This window comes from Microcoleus sp. w1-18aA5, from assembly GCF_036701705.1.
Taxonomy (GTDB): Bacteria; Cyanobacteriota; Cyanobacteriia; order Cyanobacteriales; family Microcoleaceae; genus Microcoleus.
The window spans coordinates 16,170-31,701 of the sequence record NZ_JAUPTE010000077.1 but is presented as its reverse complement, the minus strand read 5'-3'; the positions used below and the strand labels follow the sequence as shown (position 1 = coordinate 31,701).

At 46.8% G+C, this 15,532-nt stretch carries 11 protein-coding genes; 2 read left to right on the top strand and 9 right to left on the bottom strand.

The window, feature by feature from the left end; translation table 11 throughout:
• Positions 1–643 precede the first annotated feature (643 nt).
• Together Q5691_RS22410 and Q5691_RS22405 are read right to left on the bottom strand one after the other, a co-directional pair.
• On the bottom strand, positions 644–865 hold the full coding sequence (locus Q5691_RS22410) for a hypothetical protein (protein WP_333085886.1): 222 nt from the start codon (positions 863–865) through the stop codon (positions 644–646).
• Positions 862–2,631, bottom strand: a complete 1,770-nt coding sequence (locus Q5691_RS22405) for a S8 family peptidase (protein ID WP_333347159.1) — start codon at positions 2,629–2,631, stop codon at positions 862–864. Before Q5691_RS22405 ends, Q5691_RS22410 begins: the two co-directional genes overlap by 4 nt.
• A gap of 254 nt (positions 2,632–2,885) precedes the next feature.
• On the opposite strand from Q5691_RS22405, the gene Q5691_RS22400 reads away from it, so the two are divergent.
• Together Q5691_RS22400 and Q5691_RS22395 are read left to right on the top strand one after the other, a co-directional pair.
• Positions 2,886–3,302: a hypothetical protein gene (locus Q5691_RS22400; RefSeq protein ID WP_333162299.1), complete on the top strand. Its 417-nt coding sequence runs from the start codon at positions 2,886–2,888 to the stop codon at positions 3,300–3,302.
• A gap of 287 nt (positions 3,303–3,589) precedes the next feature.
• A complete protein-coding gene (locus tag Q5691_RS22395; protein ID WP_333347155.1) occupies positions 3,590–5,299 on the top strand; it encodes a pentapeptide repeat-containing protein in 1,710 nt (569 codons plus the stop codon).
• Positions 5,300–5,570: 271 nt separating this feature from the next.
• Here the strand turns inward: Q5691_RS22395 and Q5691_RS22390 are convergent, their stop codons facing one another.
• The 7 genes from Q5691_RS22390 to Q5691_RS22360 all read right to left on the bottom strand — a co-directional run bounded on the left by Q5691_RS22390 (position 5,571) and on the right by Q5691_RS22360 (position 15,422).
• Positions 5,571–6,641: a patatin-like phospholipase family protein gene (locus Q5691_RS22390; protein ID WP_333230839.1), complete on the bottom strand. Its 1,071-nt coding sequence runs from the start codon at positions 6,639–6,641 to the stop codon at positions 5,571–5,573.
• 232 nt (positions 6,642–6,873) lie between these two features.
• Positions 6,874–7,404: a peptidoglycan-binding protein gene (locus Q5691_RS22385; RefSeq protein ID WP_333214367.1), complete on the bottom strand. Its 531-nt coding sequence runs from the start codon at positions 7,402–7,404 to the stop codon at positions 6,874–6,876.
• Positions 7,405–7,704: 300 nt separating this feature from the next.
• A complete protein-coding gene (locus Q5691_RS22380; protein ID WP_333311019.1) occupies positions 7,705–9,831 on the bottom strand; it encodes a HEAT repeat domain-containing protein in 2,127 nt (708 codons plus the stop codon).
• A 185-nt stretch (positions 9,832–10,016) separates the two neighbouring features.
• A complete protein-coding gene (nirD, locus tag Q5691_RS22375) occupies positions 10,017–10,376 on the bottom strand; it encodes a nitrite reductase small subunit NirD (protein WP_333311021.1) in 360 nt (119 codons plus the stop codon).
• Positions 10,377–10,555: 179 nt separating this feature from the next.
• On the bottom strand, positions 10,556–13,120 hold the full coding sequence (nirB, locus tag Q5691_RS22370; RefSeq protein WP_333347152.1) for a nitrite reductase large subunit NirB: 2,565 nt from the start codon (positions 13,118–13,120) through the stop codon (positions 10,556–10,558).
• 330 nt (positions 13,121–13,450) lie between these two features.
• Positions 13,451–14,239: an ABC-2 family transporter protein gene (locus tag Q5691_RS22365; protein ID WP_333347149.1), complete on the bottom strand. Its 789-nt coding sequence runs from the start codon at positions 14,237–14,239 to the stop codon at positions 13,451–13,453.
• 202 nt (positions 14,240–14,441) lie between these two features.
• Positions 14,442–15,422, bottom strand: coding sequence for an ATP-binding cassette domain-containing protein (locus tag Q5691_RS22360; protein ID WP_333214377.1), 981 nt, complete (start codon positions 15,420–15,422; stop codon positions 14,442–14,444).
• Positions 15,423–15,532 lie beyond the last annotated feature (110 nt).

Sequence of the window (15,532 nt, the reverse complement as noted above, 5' to 3'; positions counted from 1 at the left end):
TTGGTAAAAATTGTAATCTCACACTTTTTTCATTATAACCGATAACTAATCAACTTATTTATTTTTCATTCCTAAGTGTCCGGATGGGGCTGGAATTCTCAGGAAGCTTAATTGGTAGATGCACCCTGATTAATTAACTCCCGACCAATTTTGGCCGGGTTTTTTTTTGGCGATCGCACCCCAAACCACAAATTTTCCCAAATTTTCGCAAACAGTCCGGAACAGGTGCACCTCGAACCGGAGACTAAATTAGTAGATGCACCCTGATTAATTAACTCCCGACCAATTTTGGCCGGGTTTTTTTTTCGTATTGCAGCCAAAACCACAAATTTTCCCAAATTTTCGCAAACAGTCCGGAACAGGTACACCTCGAACCGGAGACTAAATTAGTAGATGCACCCTGATTAATTAACTCCCGACCAATTTTGGCCGGGTTTTTTTTTCGTATTGCAGCCAAAACAGCAAAATTTCAATAAATCAAAAATTATCCGCGTTAATCTGCGTGCATCTGCGGTTAAAAATCAAATTTCTCCCGAACATCGTACTAGCCACTGGAAAGTAAATAAAGATGCACCCTGATTAATAAACCCCAGCCAATTTTGGCCGGGGTTTTTTTGCTCGAAAGCTGGATTAGTCGATCGACCTACAACACCTCAAAAGACTGCACCTCAAGCACCGGGCCGATCATAGCAAACGTCATCACATCCTTGCGGACTTCACCTTTAACACTCACTTTCAAACCAGCTTTTTTCAAGTCAGAAGGAGCATCCTTAAGTTCGTAAGTTTCCCCATCTTGGCCAACCAATGCCCAAGTACCCGGGCCTAATCCTTTGCGTTCAATTTCACCTTTGACAGTAATACTCATGCCGATCGCACCTCTGTTTTAATTGCTAAACGCGCCAGTCCGAAACACAGAAAAGCATTGACAATTAAGAATGTTTGTGATATCAAACCTGTGCCCAATCCCCAGACTGTGGGAGAGACAAAAGCATTCACCGCTAAACTGCTGGCAAAACCGATCGAAATTGCGATCGCGATCCACTTCCACTGTTGATGTCCCAACAGCAAAGCAATCAAAACCCCCGGAATCAAAACGCTAGCAAAAAAGGGATTCAGCATACTGCTGCCATTAATTGCACCGCCGAGTTCTGGAATAGAACTGCCCATCACCCGCATCGGCCACTGCGGCAAGTCAAATACAAACAAGTTCCGCAAGAAAAAGAACCCAGAACTACCAGCCATCAAGCCGCCGGAAAAGCCCCAAGTCCACTGGAACGGAAAATAATTCCGCATAAAGAAAGCCAGCAGGTAAGAACCGAGCACCATTGCAATTTTAGGCAACAGGGCGACTGCGCCGCCGTCAATCCAAAAGCGGGGGTTGAGATAGCCGTTATCGCGCAGCCAGCGGAAGAAATCGCGGAAGTTGATTTGTCCGCGCTGGGCTAGCTGAACTGCTGCGGCTGCGTCTAGGTGTCCGGAACCAAAATGATTTAAGGGATCTTCAGTGACTGTTCGCGACGACTGCAAGAGTACGCTGCGAATTGCGTCTGGTTCTGTGATGCCGGAGGCCTTGACAAGGGCTGCAACGGCGGCAACGTGGGGAGAAGCCATGCTAGTGCCTTGGTAGCCTTCAAAGACTTCGGCGCCGGTTTCCGGGTCGATCGTACTTTGCAGGATCTTGCCCATTTCAGAACCGCCGGGGGCTGCAATATCAACCCCTGCGCCGAAATTCGAGTAAGAGGCTTTTTCGTCGTCGGGGCCGAGGGCGGAAACGCCGATGACGTGGGGATAGCGGGCGGGATAGGAAGCGGAACTGTCGCCGGAGTTGCCGGCGGCTGCGATGATGACAACGCCTTTAGAGTGGGCGTAGTCGATCGCCTCTTCCATTAACTGACTTTCACCGCCGCCACCGAGACTCATGTTGATAACATCTGCACCGTTGTCAGCAGCAAATTTGATCGCTTCGGCGATGTCAGAAACCGTGCCACCACCGCTGCCGCCTAACACTTTTAGCGGCATTAAAGCTGCTTCGTAGGCGATGCCCGCAACGCCGTAATTGTTGTTAGTTGATTGGGCGACAGTACCTGCGACGTGAGTACCGTGGCCGTTGTCATCGTAGGCTTCGGCGCGATCGTTTACAAAGTCGTAGCCCGGTACAAATTTGGTTTCTTTTAAGTCAGCGACTGGAGTAATACCCGTGTCAATTATCGCTACAGTTGTGCCGCTGCCTTTGGTTTCGTTCCAAGCAGATTCTACGTTGATACTGCGGAGATTCCACTGCTTGGTATACATGGGGTCGTTGGGAATCTCGAAAGCGCTGTAGACGTAGTTCGGTTCAATGTATTCGGTATCTTTAGCCAAATTTGATTTTCTCAGGGCGTTTAGCAAAGTGCGATCGCCCTTAACTACATATACATTGTCGGCCGCTGAGAATTCGCTGTTGAGTTGCGGTGCAACTTGGTACTGTTGGGCGATCGCATTTACTTCTTTCGCAATCTCAGCAGCACCCAAATCTTCGCGGAAATCAAGCACAATCGAGTCGTAAGTGCCTTGAGTAGCAAGTCCTGGGAAATTAGAAATCGCCCAGCCGAGCCCGATTAAAAATAAGCACAGAAGGAAAAACTTTTTCATTGCCGATCGTCCGTTTAGGGAAGGCGTGTTCACCACAATAACCCAATTTTCACCGCCAGCGCCAGTTTTCCTTGCTGCGGCTTGTGGATATCTCGCACGGGGGCGTTTGGTAGTTTTCGGCGGTGGCTGTTGCTCGCTCAAAAATGGCTCTAATTTCTAGTTGAAATTGCAGACCAAGTTTTAGGAGTTCAATTAATTGTATCATTAGAGAAGATGACAAACAAAACCTGGACTATTTTCAACAAGGGTATTGCATGGAAAGAGGTTTAATGTGGCTGCCGCTGCTAGCAATTTTTATTTCTCTAGCTTGGGCTGGATGGAACGAGTATCAAAAGCTGGAAGCGTATCGCGTCTGGGCAGAACAATTCGCTAAAGCCAAGTACGATATTTATGCTGTACTCGGTCAGCAAGAAGACAGTTTAACTTGGGGAAAACCTACTCGCAGCGGGCCTGTGAATTTGCAAACTTTTTCTTTAAAAGACGTGCAGTCGCTGCGGTTGTTAGTCAACTCTCAGGCCGTTGATTTAGAGTCGCCGCCGAATTCTGGAAGTCCAATCGCCCTCGAATTTTTGTTGAAAGATGCTGCTGCGGTGCAGGTTCCTTTTACAGAAATTCCTCTAGCGACTAAATGGGGAAAACACTTACAGCAAGAATTGCAGCGCTTTAGGTAAAAGCAGTCTCCGGCGGGGCAGCGTATCAGATATGAACTCGGCTACTTGAAATTACAAAAGTCTGTAAAACTGGTAGTAGAAATAGAACTTACGCACCAAATCCTTTGAACTGCCATCTATAGGGGTAAAGTACCCACGGATCACCCGGAGGACATGAGTTATTGCAGTAAGTAGTAGGAGTAGTGTTCCCGTGCCTAGCCCGCTCGTGTTCCGTGCGTACCTTACAGTTAAAGTTATTGACCAGCACGTCCTCAAACAGCTAAATTGCCAGCCCCCAAACCAGCGGAATGCAAACACAAGAATTTTTACAGCGCTATCAACAGGGAGAGCGCAACTTTGGTCACATTGACCTCAGCGGCGCTAGTTTAAGCGGTGTTAACCTGCGAGAAATAGACCTCACTGGTGCTAATTTGACCGGTGCTAATTTGAGCTGGTCTTTTTTGAGCAATGCCAAGTTGATAGGGGCTTGTTTGCGCCGCGCGGATCTCCGCAGTGCGGGGCTGGCTGGGGCGAATCTGAGCGGGGCAAATTTGAGCGGGGCAAATCTTGCTAAAGCGGATTTGCGCCTTGCTTGTTTGGAAGCAGCAGAACTCAATTGGGCTGCGTTCCCGGAAGCGGATTTGGGGGGTGCTAATCTTCAAAAAGTTAAATCTGACCAAATTAATTTTGCCGGGGCTAAACTCGACGGCGCGAAGTTGATGGCGGCGGAATTGATGGAGGCGAATCTCAACCGCGCCAGTCTTGTTGGTGCTAATTTAACGGGTGCTAATTTGCGGGAAGCGCATTTGGTGGAAGCGAATTTGCGATCGGCAATTTTAATCGGTGTAAATTTGATTGAAGCTGACTTGAATGGCGCTCAAATGCGATCGGCAAATCTGACGGGCGCTGACTTGCACCGAGCTGTGCTGGCGGGGGCGGATTTGACTGAGGCGGTGCTGGATAACGCTGATTTGAGTCGAGCTAATCTGGCGGGTTCTTATTTATTGAAAGCGAGTTTTAAGAAGGCGCTTTTGCTGCGAGCTAACCTGCAAGGAGTGTATTTACTGCGAGCTGATTTGAGCGAAGCTAATTTGCGAAGTGCTGATTTGCGGAAAGCTGATTTGAGTGGCGCTTATTTGATGGATGCGATGTTGAGTGAGGCGGATTTAAGAGAAGCTTGTTTGATTGAGTGCCGTTTGATTCGGACGAATTTGGAGGGGGCGCAGCTTACGGGTTGCTGCATTCAAAATTGGCAAGTTCAAGATGTCGATCTGTCGAGAGTTGAATGCAGCTATGTTTTTACTCAGTTTGATTATACTGCCAAAGTGGCGGCCAATCGCTTTCCGGTCGATCGCGATTTTGAGTCGGGGGAATTGGGGCGGCAGCATCAAGAGGACAGTTCTATTGTCAAGGTGTGTTTTGATGAATCTCCTAATTGGGAGGCTTTGGTTTTTACGCTGCGTCGGGTGGAGTTGGAAAGCCACGAACTCAAATTCAACGTTCAATTTTTTGAGTCTGCCGGAGAACAAAATTTACTGCGGCTGAGCGCGAACCGTTTGGTGAACGGCAAGATTTTGGGCGATCGCATTTTGGAGCTTTATCCAGATATGTTGGAAAAGGTTTTAGCCAAGGGCGCTGAAATTTTGGGTTTGCTCGACTTGGCGGTTCCTAGTAACAGTGTGGAGTCGGTGGAACCGAGTCACAAGGAAATATTGCTCAGAAGACAGGAAATCTACCAGCGAATGGTGCGTCAAATTTCGTTTATTTTGATGTCTCAGACGCCGGATAAATTCTCCGAAAGCGTGCAGCGGCTGTTGGATTATTTGAAGCAGCAAGGTATCCCGACAGAGCAGATTCAAAAGAAAGTCATCAGTCAGGCGATCGTGCAGCGGGCCAAGCAAGACCCGGTGTTTCGGGAACAGTTGCTCACGTGGGAGAAAACGGCGTCCGATCGCGTTCGTGGTTCGATGATGGGGGAAGCGGTGCGGTATGCGATCGGCCTTTTGAGCGATTATTAACAGTTAATTGTTAACACTTGAAGCGGGCGGCGCGCTAAGGCCCGCACTTGCTCTTCTGGGTCGGAAACTACAAGCCTCGTGCAGTATGCCAAGCAAGACCCGAATTTTCGGGAAGATTTGATCAGGTGGGAGAAAACGGCTTCGGAGTGCGATCGGTGTTAGGTAATGGGGGAAGCGGTGCGGTTTGGGATGCCCTGTTGTGGGAATGAATACACACAAAATCTTACCCCCATTAAAAATCCTCCAACCGGATCTCGATTTAACGGTGCGGTTAATTAGGATATAGTTCAGTTTCCTCCTTCAAAAGCTTACACAACTCATCCAAATCTTTCTTACTATGTTCAATGAGTTTTTCACCTCTGTTCTCTAGGTACTCAATATTAGTGGGACTTGCGTTGTCGATTTGATCGTGACCATTATCGCTACTCAATTGAAGTTGAAAACGATAGTAGTTTCGGTTATTTTCTTGATCTCTTTTAGTCACCATTAGCTGAGCAAGTTCATAGGCAACCGATTCACTTTGACCATCTAGAACAACGTTAAGTAAGGGAATAGCCCATTTTATTTGACCCCAATTTTTGGCTTCTTTATACTTATATTTCTTAGTTAGTGAACCCGTACCCAAAGAAACAACAAGGGTCTCAGTACGTTGTAGTTCTTCACCCGTTTTTTTCTTGTAAGAAATCATCGCCTCCATCATTGCAAGTGAGGAAGGATTATTTGCAAAAATTCCGCCGTCTACCAAAGCGTAATATCCTTCATCGGTATGATGTCCCGTTTCGAGTTGGTAGGGTGGAAAGAATGTCGGTGCAGCAGAAGTTGCCATTGCTGCTTCCCACATTTTGAATCCCGTACATACTTTCCGGCTATCAAAACTCTTGATTTCCTCTGCGTCCCGATTGCTTGTAAAAAAAATTGGTGCTCTGAGTTCGATATCATAGCTGGGGATGAAAATTTCTCGTAATGCCTCTTCAACCTTAGCTTCACCTAAAAGATCCTTTAAAACTTGTTGCCTACCTTTTGGGTTGTGCTTGGGTTGTAACAAATCATCAATATCCCCTATAATATACTCATTGAAAATCTTTTGTCCATATTTGCGATAGAAATTTACAAGTTCGGCAGCGGTATACTCTGGCTCACTATTGATGCTAGAATCTGAGTTTTTTCTAGTTAAACCCAGTGCTAAAATTCCTCCGGTTGAAGTGCCTGCAATAAAATCAAACATTGTTGCTATGCGTTTTCCTGTGCGCTCTTCAATGTAGTTGAGAACGATCGCAGGAATAATACCCCGAATACCACCACCATCAATTGAGAGAATTCTTCTCTTGAATTTAGTACCCATCACACGTACTCCTTTAGATATTGCTTAAATTATCAACAGAAATGAAACAAACTCCTACAGTATCAAAATACCAACAGCCAAGCTCATCATATGGTTTCCGGTTGCATCGGAATAATCAAATCGAGTCAACAGTTAACAGTTAACCATTCTGTTTTTTGACCCTGAGTTAACAGTCAACACTCAACAATTATTTCGCTCGTGCAACCGGAATTTATATGAATCCCACCCGTTATTAGTGCCGTAACTTGCTGAGGGCGTGCCAAGTTTTGTAGCCGACAATTCCATCTTGCGGTAAAGCCTTGCTGAGTTGCAATTGTCGCACTGCTACATCTGTCATCGCGCCGAAGAATCCGTCAATGGAACCGAAATAGTATCCATTGATTTTCAAGACATTCTGAACAATTTTAACAGCATTACCAGAACTGCCCTTCATGACTACCGGCATATTCACAGGTGCACCAGAGTATAGTGCTTGCCAAGTGATAGGGCCGACAATCCCATCTTCTTGTAAAAAGACGCGGTGTTGATAGCCTTTGACGGCGTTGTGAACTTGGATGCCGAAAATACCGTCAATCGCTCCGGAATAATAACCCCAATGATATAGAAGCTGTTGTAGTTCCTTGACAGCTTGACCTGTTGAACCCCTTTGTAAAGTGGGTTTGTTTACTCCCGTTGTTTCAGCAAATGCCAGAGTTGATTGAGAAGTAGTTTCGGCGACGAGAGCCATAGTTTCATTGTTCAAGCTTCTTTCTTCGGTGTACATAATGTGGTTCCTCTCAACATTTAAGTTTTGGTCTTTGATATTTCAGGTATAACTGGTGGAATTTGTGGATGCACAGTAACTTTTTCGAGTGTCACTCATTTGAGTGTCACTCGTTTGAGTTAGTCCCAGTGTTAACTGTTAATATCACTTCCGGCTGCGCCGGAATGAGATACTGAAAGAATGTTAAGAGTGCAATGAAGACAAGTTATGCCTAAACATCTAAAGTTGGAGCTTCCTCAAACTCCAGAAATAAGAGCAGGCATGATTAATTTTCCGAGGTGTCTAAAGGATTGTTTCTACTTACCAGTCTTGGCTGCGTAGCCGGCGACCCGCTAAGGCCCGCACTTGCTCTTCTGCGTCGGAAACTGCAAGCGATCGCAACAAAGGCACAACTCCCGGATTTTCGGGATAATGTTCGATAATCGCTTCGAGTGCTGTAAATCTAGGATTGTAAGGAAAAGAACCGTTTTGATTTTCAGGATCGCTCAAAGTTCGATCGCGCAAAAACTCAAACATTCCCGGCTCGTCTTTCCATCCCCGCATTAACTCTACCAGGGCGATCGCCCGCACCTGCGAATCTTCATCTTTTTGAGCTCTACTTTTGAGCCACTCGAAAGTTTGAGACTGATTTGTCCACCCGCGCGCTAAGTTTTGCAAAGCGATTTGCCTGACAGCGGGACTCTCATCGCCCTCTGCTTTAGCCTCTAGCAGCATCCAAGTTTCAGGATTGTCTGGCCAGTTGTAAGCGAGTTCAAGCACCGCCGCTTCCCTCACTAGCGCTTCCCCAGAATCGAGCTGAATTTTCAGCCAAGACAAGGTTTCCGGGGCGTCGGGCCACCCCCGCACGATCGATCGCACCAGCACGCTCAGCAGGTGAGAATCATGCTCCAACTCGACCCGGCTTTTGAGGAAAGGCAGCGTCTCGCCCCGGTGAGACCAGCGTTTTGCGATTTCTTCCACCGCAGTTTCTCGGACGTTCAGGTGTCTGTCTGACCCGGCGAGATTTTGCAACCAGCCAAAGACTTCGAGACTTTCTGACGCCAGTGTGGCGACAGCCTCCACTACTACTTGCCGCACAGTCCAGTAATCCTCGGAATCAGCTATTTTTTGCAGCAGGGGCAGGGTTTCTGGGTGGTCGGGCCAACCTGCGGCTATCTGTTGTAGGGCTATTTCGCGCAGGTCGGCGTCGCGATCGCCCAATGCTATATTTTTCAAAAAAGTCAGAGTTTGGGGGTTCCCAGGCCAGCCAGAGGCAATTGCTTGCACTGCTGAGCGCCGGACGCTCGAACTCGCGTCGGACTCGGCTTTATTCTTCAGCAGTGGGTAAATGTCTGGTTCATTGGGCCAGTGCGAGGCCAATTCTTCTAAGGCTGCTGTCCGCACTTCTTTACTGCTGTCGGATTCGGCTAGGGTTTTCAGCAGCAGGTAAACGTCGGCTGCGGCGGGCCAGCCTGCTGCCAACTCCCGCACCGCTACGGTTCGCAGGATAGAACTTCCTGTCTGAGCAAGGTTTTTTAGCAGGGAGGCGGTGCCTAAAAGGCTGTGCCAACCTCTGGCTATTTCTTGCCACGCACAGACTCGTACTCCCAAATTTTCGTCGGATTCGGCGACGGTTCTCAGCAGCAGCAAGGTATCTGTGCGATCGGGCCAATTAAATGCCAACTGTTCGAGTGCTGCGGTGCGAACTGCGGGACTTTGATCAAACTGAGCCAAGGCAGTCAACAGTGGCAAGGTATCGCTCGTGTCTGGCCAACCAAAAGCCATTTCTCGCACACAGGTCGATCGCACTGCCCAGCTTCTATCGGATTTGGCGAGGTTTTTGAGCATCAGGTAAATTTCTGGCTGGTCTGGCCAACCACGGGCTATTGCTTCGACTGCTGTGGCCCGGACTTCGCCACAGTCTGTGGAGTGAGCGAGTATTTTCAGCCAGGGCAGGGTTTGCGGGTCGTTTTTCCAAGTTTGGGCGATCGCCGCGATCGATCGATTGCGAATTTGATAAGTTTCCTGCAACTCTTGAGCGCTTTGATAAAGAATCAGGAAACCCGTACCGTATTGCGATAACTTTTTTAAAGCGCTTAACAGTTTTTTGGCGGTTTTTTTATTAACATCATTTTTAACTTTTAACAGGCATTGCGCTGCTAAAAACAAATTAATAAATTTTGCTTGTTGACCGTTTTGATCCGTGAGATATTCTATAATTTGGCTCGCTGTTTCTTTGTCGAGCTTAGCTGCAATTTCTCTGAGGACTTCGTGCAAAGATTCGTCCCGCCAGTGCTGGCCGAAAACTTGTATGTTGAGTTCGCCCCAAGTCAGTTGACCGATTTTGAGTTGGGCATGGATTAACTCTGCTACCGTCTGGGGATTATTTTCGGAAACAAGTTTTTTTAACAACATACCGATACCCTGCTCGCTGAAGTTTGTTTGCATTGACAATCCTCCCATCAGCTCGGATATTAGTTGAGATTTTTTTGAGCGAGCCTGGAGTATGGAGCCAATCGACTCTATTTTAGACGAAAAATACTGAGTCGGCAGGGCCCCAATGTAAAATCCGCCAGCACCCACAGGAATGTTAGGTGGTGGCGGATGGCGATCGAACAATTAAGCCGCTGAATTTAACTAACAGCTACTTGGACGCGATCGGCTACAACCCGAACCGCAAAAGTAGGAATCTTTACCGTTTCATCATCCAGACATTGCCCGGTAGTGAGACTAAAGTTTTGTTTGTAAATGGGAGAAGCAACTTTGAGAGTCCCGTTGCGATCGCCCACAATTCCCCGCGACAAAACAAAAGCTTTGCTAAACGGGTCGTAATTGCTGAGCGCATAAACTTCATCTCCGTTTCCCACTCGGAAAATCGCCACTTGTTCGCTTTTAACTAAAGCGCAAACTCCAGTATAAGCGGCGATCGCATCCAGAGAACACACATCTACCCAAGTAGTCACAGTATCCGAAACTTGTAATGATTGAACCATCTTCTTTTCCTGTTATTTTACTTCAATCTCGTTCCCCGTCTCCGGCTGGGAACGTAGGTTTCGAGGCTCTGCCTCGCCTCGCCGAAGGAGGCAGAGCCTCCCGGACTTCATTCCCAGGCAGAGCCGGGGAACGAGATTCTTGCTCCCTCCCCTGATTCAAGGGGAGGGCTGAGGATGGGTTATTCCGAAACTCCAGCCAGAGCCTTTTCATGTTCGTTAGCCGGCCGCGTTTGTCCCCGTTCCGCAACACGAACAATACTCGGATCGGGCAAATCGGAATTCACAAAATGCTGGAACCGCTGCACCTTTTGTGGGTCTTCAATCGTCGTTTTCCACTCACATTGATAAGTATTCACTAAATGTTCCATTTGCGCTTCCAATTCAGCACAAATGCCCAGAGAGTCCTCAATTATCACTTGTTTCAAGTATTCAATCCCGCCCTCAAGTTTGTTCAACCAAGTAGCAGTGCGTTCCAATCTGTCGGCCGTGCGGATGTAGAAAACCAAGAATCGATCGATATACTTAATCAAAGTTTCCTTATCGATATCCGTAGCCAGCAAAACCGCGTGCTGTGGCTTAATACCGCCGTTGCCGCACACGTACAAATTCCAACCATTCTCTGTCGCAATTATCCCAAAATCCTTGCTTTGAGCTTCCGCGCATTCGCGAGTGCAGCCAGAGACAGCAGATTTGAGCTTGTGGGGCGATCGCAAACCACGATACCGCAATTCAACTTCGATCGCCAAACTCGTAGAATCCTGCACCCCAAAGCGGCACCAAGTGCTACCAACACAAGATTTTACAGTACGCAGAGCCTTACCGTAAGCGTGTCCCGACTCAAATCCCGCATCAATCAACCGACGCCAAATATGCGGCAATTGATCCACGCGAGCTCCAAACAAATCAATCCGTTGCCCGCCAGTAATCTTAGTATAAAGCCCAAAATCCCTGGCAACTTCACCCAAAACAATCAACTTATCCGGCGTAATTTCTCCCCCCGGTATGCGGGGCACCACCGAATAAGTACCGTCGCGCTGAATGTTGGCCAAAAAGTAATCGTTCGTATCTTGCAAACCGACGTGAGACTTCTCTAAAATATGGTCATTCCAAGTAGAAGCCAGCATCGAACCAACAGCAGGCTTGCAAATTTCGCAGCCCTTACCTTTGCCGTGTCTTTCAATCAACTCCTCAAAGGTTTTAATCTCTTGAGAACGCACTAAATGGTACAATTCTTGACGAGAATATTCAAAATGTTCGCAGAGATTATTTTTGACTGCAAACCCAGCTTTCTTCATCTCCGACTTGAAGATATCCGTCACTAAAGGCACGCAACCGCCGCAGCCCGTCCCAGCTTGAGTGCATTTCTTGACGCTGGCAACATCGGTTAAATTATGCTCGCGAATCGCTGCACAAATCTGCCCTTTGGTAACATTATTGCAAGAACAAATTTGAGCCGAATCCGGCAAACTGTCAACTCCAAAACCCGCCGATACTCCCCCTTCTCGCGGTGGCATTAACAAATCTTCGGGATGCGGCGGCAGAGCAATTTCATTTTGCATGAATTGCAGCAAAGTGCCGTAAGCCGAAGCATCTCCCACGAGAATTCCGCCTAAAATCCGGCTGCCGTCTTGATTTAAAACTAATTTTTTGTAAATGCCTTGGAAGGTGTCAGTGACAACAATTTCTTTAGCATCCCCCGACTTGGGAAAAGGATCTCCAAAACTAGCGACATCCACCCCCAATAATTTGAGTTTAGTGGACATATCCGCACCTGTAAAAGTGCTTGTGGGACTGGCATCTTGTCCGTCATCTGCTACACGGCTCAAAATATCTGCAGCTACGCTTGCCATTGTATACCCAGGCGCAACTAAGCCGTAGATGCGATTTTGATACAGCGCGCATTCTCCGATCGCATAAATATCAGGATCGGAGGTTTGGCAGCTATCATTAATCAAAATGCCACCGCGTTCTCCTACTTCTATACCGCAACTTCTGGCAATTTCGTCGCGGGGGCGAATGCCAGCAGAAAACACTATCATATCTGTTGCTAATTCCGAACCGTCAGCAAACAACATTTTAGTAACTTTGCCATCTTCGCTGACAATTTCTGTGGTAGATTTGCAGGTATGAACCGAAACTCCCAACTCTTCTATTTTGCTGCGGAGAATTGCCCCGCCCATCTCGTCAACTTGCACTGGCATCAGCCGCGAGGCAAACTCAACAACGTGAGTTTTCAAGCCCATATTTTGCAGGGCGTTAGCACATTCTAGACCTAACAAACCGCCGCCAATTACTACGCCTGTCTTGCAATTTTTAGCGTAATCGGACATCGCTTCCAGGTCGTCAATTGTCCGGTAAACAAAAGTCCCTGTAGCGTCTTTGCCTTTAATTGATGGCACAAATGGATAGGAACCGGTCGCGAGAACAATTTTGTCGTAGGGAACTTCTAAACCGTTGGCTGAAGAGACTATTTTGTGTTCCCGGTTAATGGCGACTGCTTTGTCGCCGATATAAATTTGGATGCCGTTTTCTTGATAAAATCCCGGTGCAACTAAAGATAAATCTCCCGCTGTTTTGCCAGAGAAAAATCCGCTGAGGTTTACGCGATCGTAAGCAACGCGCGGTTCTTCACAAAAAGTAATTAAATTCCAGTGTTTGGCAGCATCCGAACTCACCATTAACTCCAGGAACTTGTGACCTACCATGCCATTGCCGATTACAATGAGGTTTTTTTTGGCTGTCATTAGAATCTCTTTTATCCCGTTTATCAGTCGTTGGATTTATTAATATAAGAATTTATTGTAAACTTTTGTACTTATATATACAAAAAATGGATGTTTATGCAATTGTCGAATACTCGCGATTGCATTTTTGCATGATGTGTGCGATTTTAGATTTTAGATTTTAGATTTTAGATTTACTCTACAGTTAATTCGGGTGGGTCAGTCGATTTTAGATTTTAAATTTTAGATTTACTCCACAGTTAAGTAGGATGCGTCAAGTAAGTCTTTTTGACAAAAGGATTAACATTTTACTGTGACGCAGCTTACTGTTTTATAATTTTTAATTATTATTTAAGCTCCCATACCCGAATACTGCTTCAAGCCCTGTCGCCAAAGCCAGCGATTCCACACAAAAAACACCGCACTCCAACCCAACATTACCAACAAACCGCGGCCTAAATCTACGGGCAATCCTATCAAGATTGAAGCGGGAAAATGAATCAAATAAGGAAAAGGCGTCCACAAAACTACTTCGCGCACGGGTGCGGGGAAAACTTCCAGCGGCGCGATAAGTCCCGATAAAAACAGGTAAATTAAAAACCAGAATTGTTCGATCGCACTTGCCCTCTCCAGCCAAAAAGCAAACAGCGCAAAGGTATACTGTATCAAGAACCGCAAGCAAAAAGCCAAGAGGATAACCAACAAAAACAGCAAAAACCTGCCCAAACTCGGCAGCCAAAAAGCCTGCGGGTAAAGTGCAAAAAACAGCAGCACTAATCCGCATACAAAGGGCAGCCTCGCAAACCTTTCGGAAACGTGAGATGCGAAGTGGTGCCATACGGGATCGAGAGGCTGCAACAATCTATTAGATAGCCTGCCTTGCACTACTTCCTTTTCAAACTCCCAAATCACCCAAACTACATTTGTTTGCCTGACAATGAAAGCCGCTAAAAAATAACGGGCAAAGTCGATCGCATTCAGCCCAAATTGACCCGTTTCTGCCGCCTGCATCCAGACACCCATCAAGATAAACGGCAAAGCTCCCGACAGCGCCCACAAAAACAATTCCGCCCGGTATTCGAGCATATAAGCGTAGTAGGTAACTAGCAAAGTTTTAGCAATTTTGAGGGATTTTGTCATATCAATTGTAGATTTAATTTTTCGGTGTTAGCAACAGGTAAGATGCCCGTTCCACAAAACATTGAAAATTTAGTGGAACAGGCATCTTGCCTGTTCCATTTTTCGGTGTTAGCAACGGGCAAGATGCCCGTTCCACAGAACATTAAAACTTTAGTGAAACAGATATCTTGCCTGTTATGGAGAATGAACCCAGCCAAAAACATTACACTTTTCCCGTGCGAAAAACTCTACCAATTACCTCTTCAATTGGCGGATCGGTAACAGTCAAATCTATCACTTCCAACTCCGCCAAAATCTTCGCCACACTCACCGTCAGCTCCTCCCTTTTGACTAAAAACCGCACCGATTGTCCCTCAATAGATTCTACCTCTCCGTAAGTAAAAGCACTATCTTTTTCCAGCGGCTTAGCTAATTTTACCTGAACTTCCCGATAAGGTGCAAACCTGTCGAGCAATCCGTCCAAACTGCCATCATAAACTAATTGCCCTTCATGGATTAACAAAACGCGCTTGCACAAAGCAGTAATGTCAGCCATGTAATGGCTCGTCAACAACACCGTTGCTTGATAGCGCTCGTTATATTCTCGCAGAAATTGCCTGACGCTAAACTGTGCGTTTATATCCAAACCTAAAGTCGGTTCATCTAAAAATAATACCTCCGGCTGGTGCAGCAGCGCCGCCATCAATTCAGCTTTCATGCGTTCGCCTAAAGAAAGCTTTCGTACCGGCTGATTCAACTTGCCTTCTAGTGACAGCATCTCTGTTAATTCTCCGACTCGCCGTCGATAATCTGTATCGGGAATGCCGTAGACAGCGGCATTGATTCGCAGAGAGTCAAGCACGGGTAAATCCCAAATTAACTGCTGTTTCTGCCCCATCACTAAAGTGATTTTTTGCAGAAAATCTGCTTCCCGACGGAAAGGAGTACGATCGCACACACTCACCGTACCCGCAGACGGATAAATCAAACCAGTCAGCATTTTCAGCGTAGTAGTTTTGCCCGCACCGTTAGCACCGAGAAACCCCACGACTTCCCCCGGTTCAATACTAAAAGAAACGCCCTCAACTGCTTTGATATTGCGGTAAGTGCGACTAAAAAAGTGTCGCACTGTTCCTTTAAGTCCCGGTTCTTTAATCGCTACCGGATAAACTTTGCTCAAGTCTTCAACTAAGATAATTGGCATCGGCTCAAATTTTAACTTTTATTTTAATCTAGGGTATTTCCATCAGGCTTGTGCCAAGATGGAGCGATCGAGCTGTCTAGTAGGGTGCGCCAACGATTGCTCGATCGCGA

Coding starts and splice junctions, on each gene's coding strand:
- Q5691_RS22405 (WP_333347159.1), bottom strand. CDS start 2,631: ATGAAAAAGTTTTTCCTTCTGTGCTTATTTTTAATCGGGCTCGGCTGG.
- Q5691_RS22390 (WP_333230839.1), bottom strand. CDS start 6,641: ATGGGTACTAAATTCAAGAGAAGAATTCTCTCAATTGATGGTGGTGGT.
- Q5691_RS22400 (WP_333162299.1), top strand. CDS start 2,886: ATGGAAAGAGGTTTAATGTGGCTGCCGCTGCTAGCAATTTTTATTTCT.
- nirB (WP_333347152.1), bottom strand. CDS start 13,120: ATGACAGCCAAAAAAAACCTCATTGTAATCGGCAATGGCATGGTAGGT.
- Q5691_RS22395 (WP_333347155.1), top strand. CDS start 3,590: ATGCAAACACAAGAATTTTTACAGCGCTATCAACAGGGAGAGCGCAAC.
- Q5691_RS22365 (WP_333347149.1), bottom strand. CDS start 14,239: ATGACAAAATCCCTCAAAATTGCTAAAACTTTGCTAGTTACCTACTAC.
- Q5691_RS22410 (WP_333085886.1), bottom strand. CDS start 865: ATGAGTATTACTGTCAAAGGTGAAATTGAACGCAAAGGATTAGGCCCG.
- nirD (WP_333311021.1), bottom strand. CDS start 10,376: ATGGTTCAATCATTACAAGTTTCGGATACTGTGACTACTTGGGTAGAT.
- Q5691_RS22385 (WP_333214367.1), bottom strand. CDS start 7,404: ATGTACACCGAAGAAAGAAGCTTGAACAATGAAACTATGGCTCTCGTC.
- Q5691_RS22360 (WP_333214377.1), bottom strand. CDS start 15,422: ATGCCAATTATCTTAGTTGAAGACTTGAGCAAAGTTTATCCGGTAGCG.
- Q5691_RS22380 (WP_333311019.1), bottom strand. CDS start 9,831: ATGCAAACAAACTTCAGCGAGCAGGGTATCGGTATGTTGTTAAAAAAA.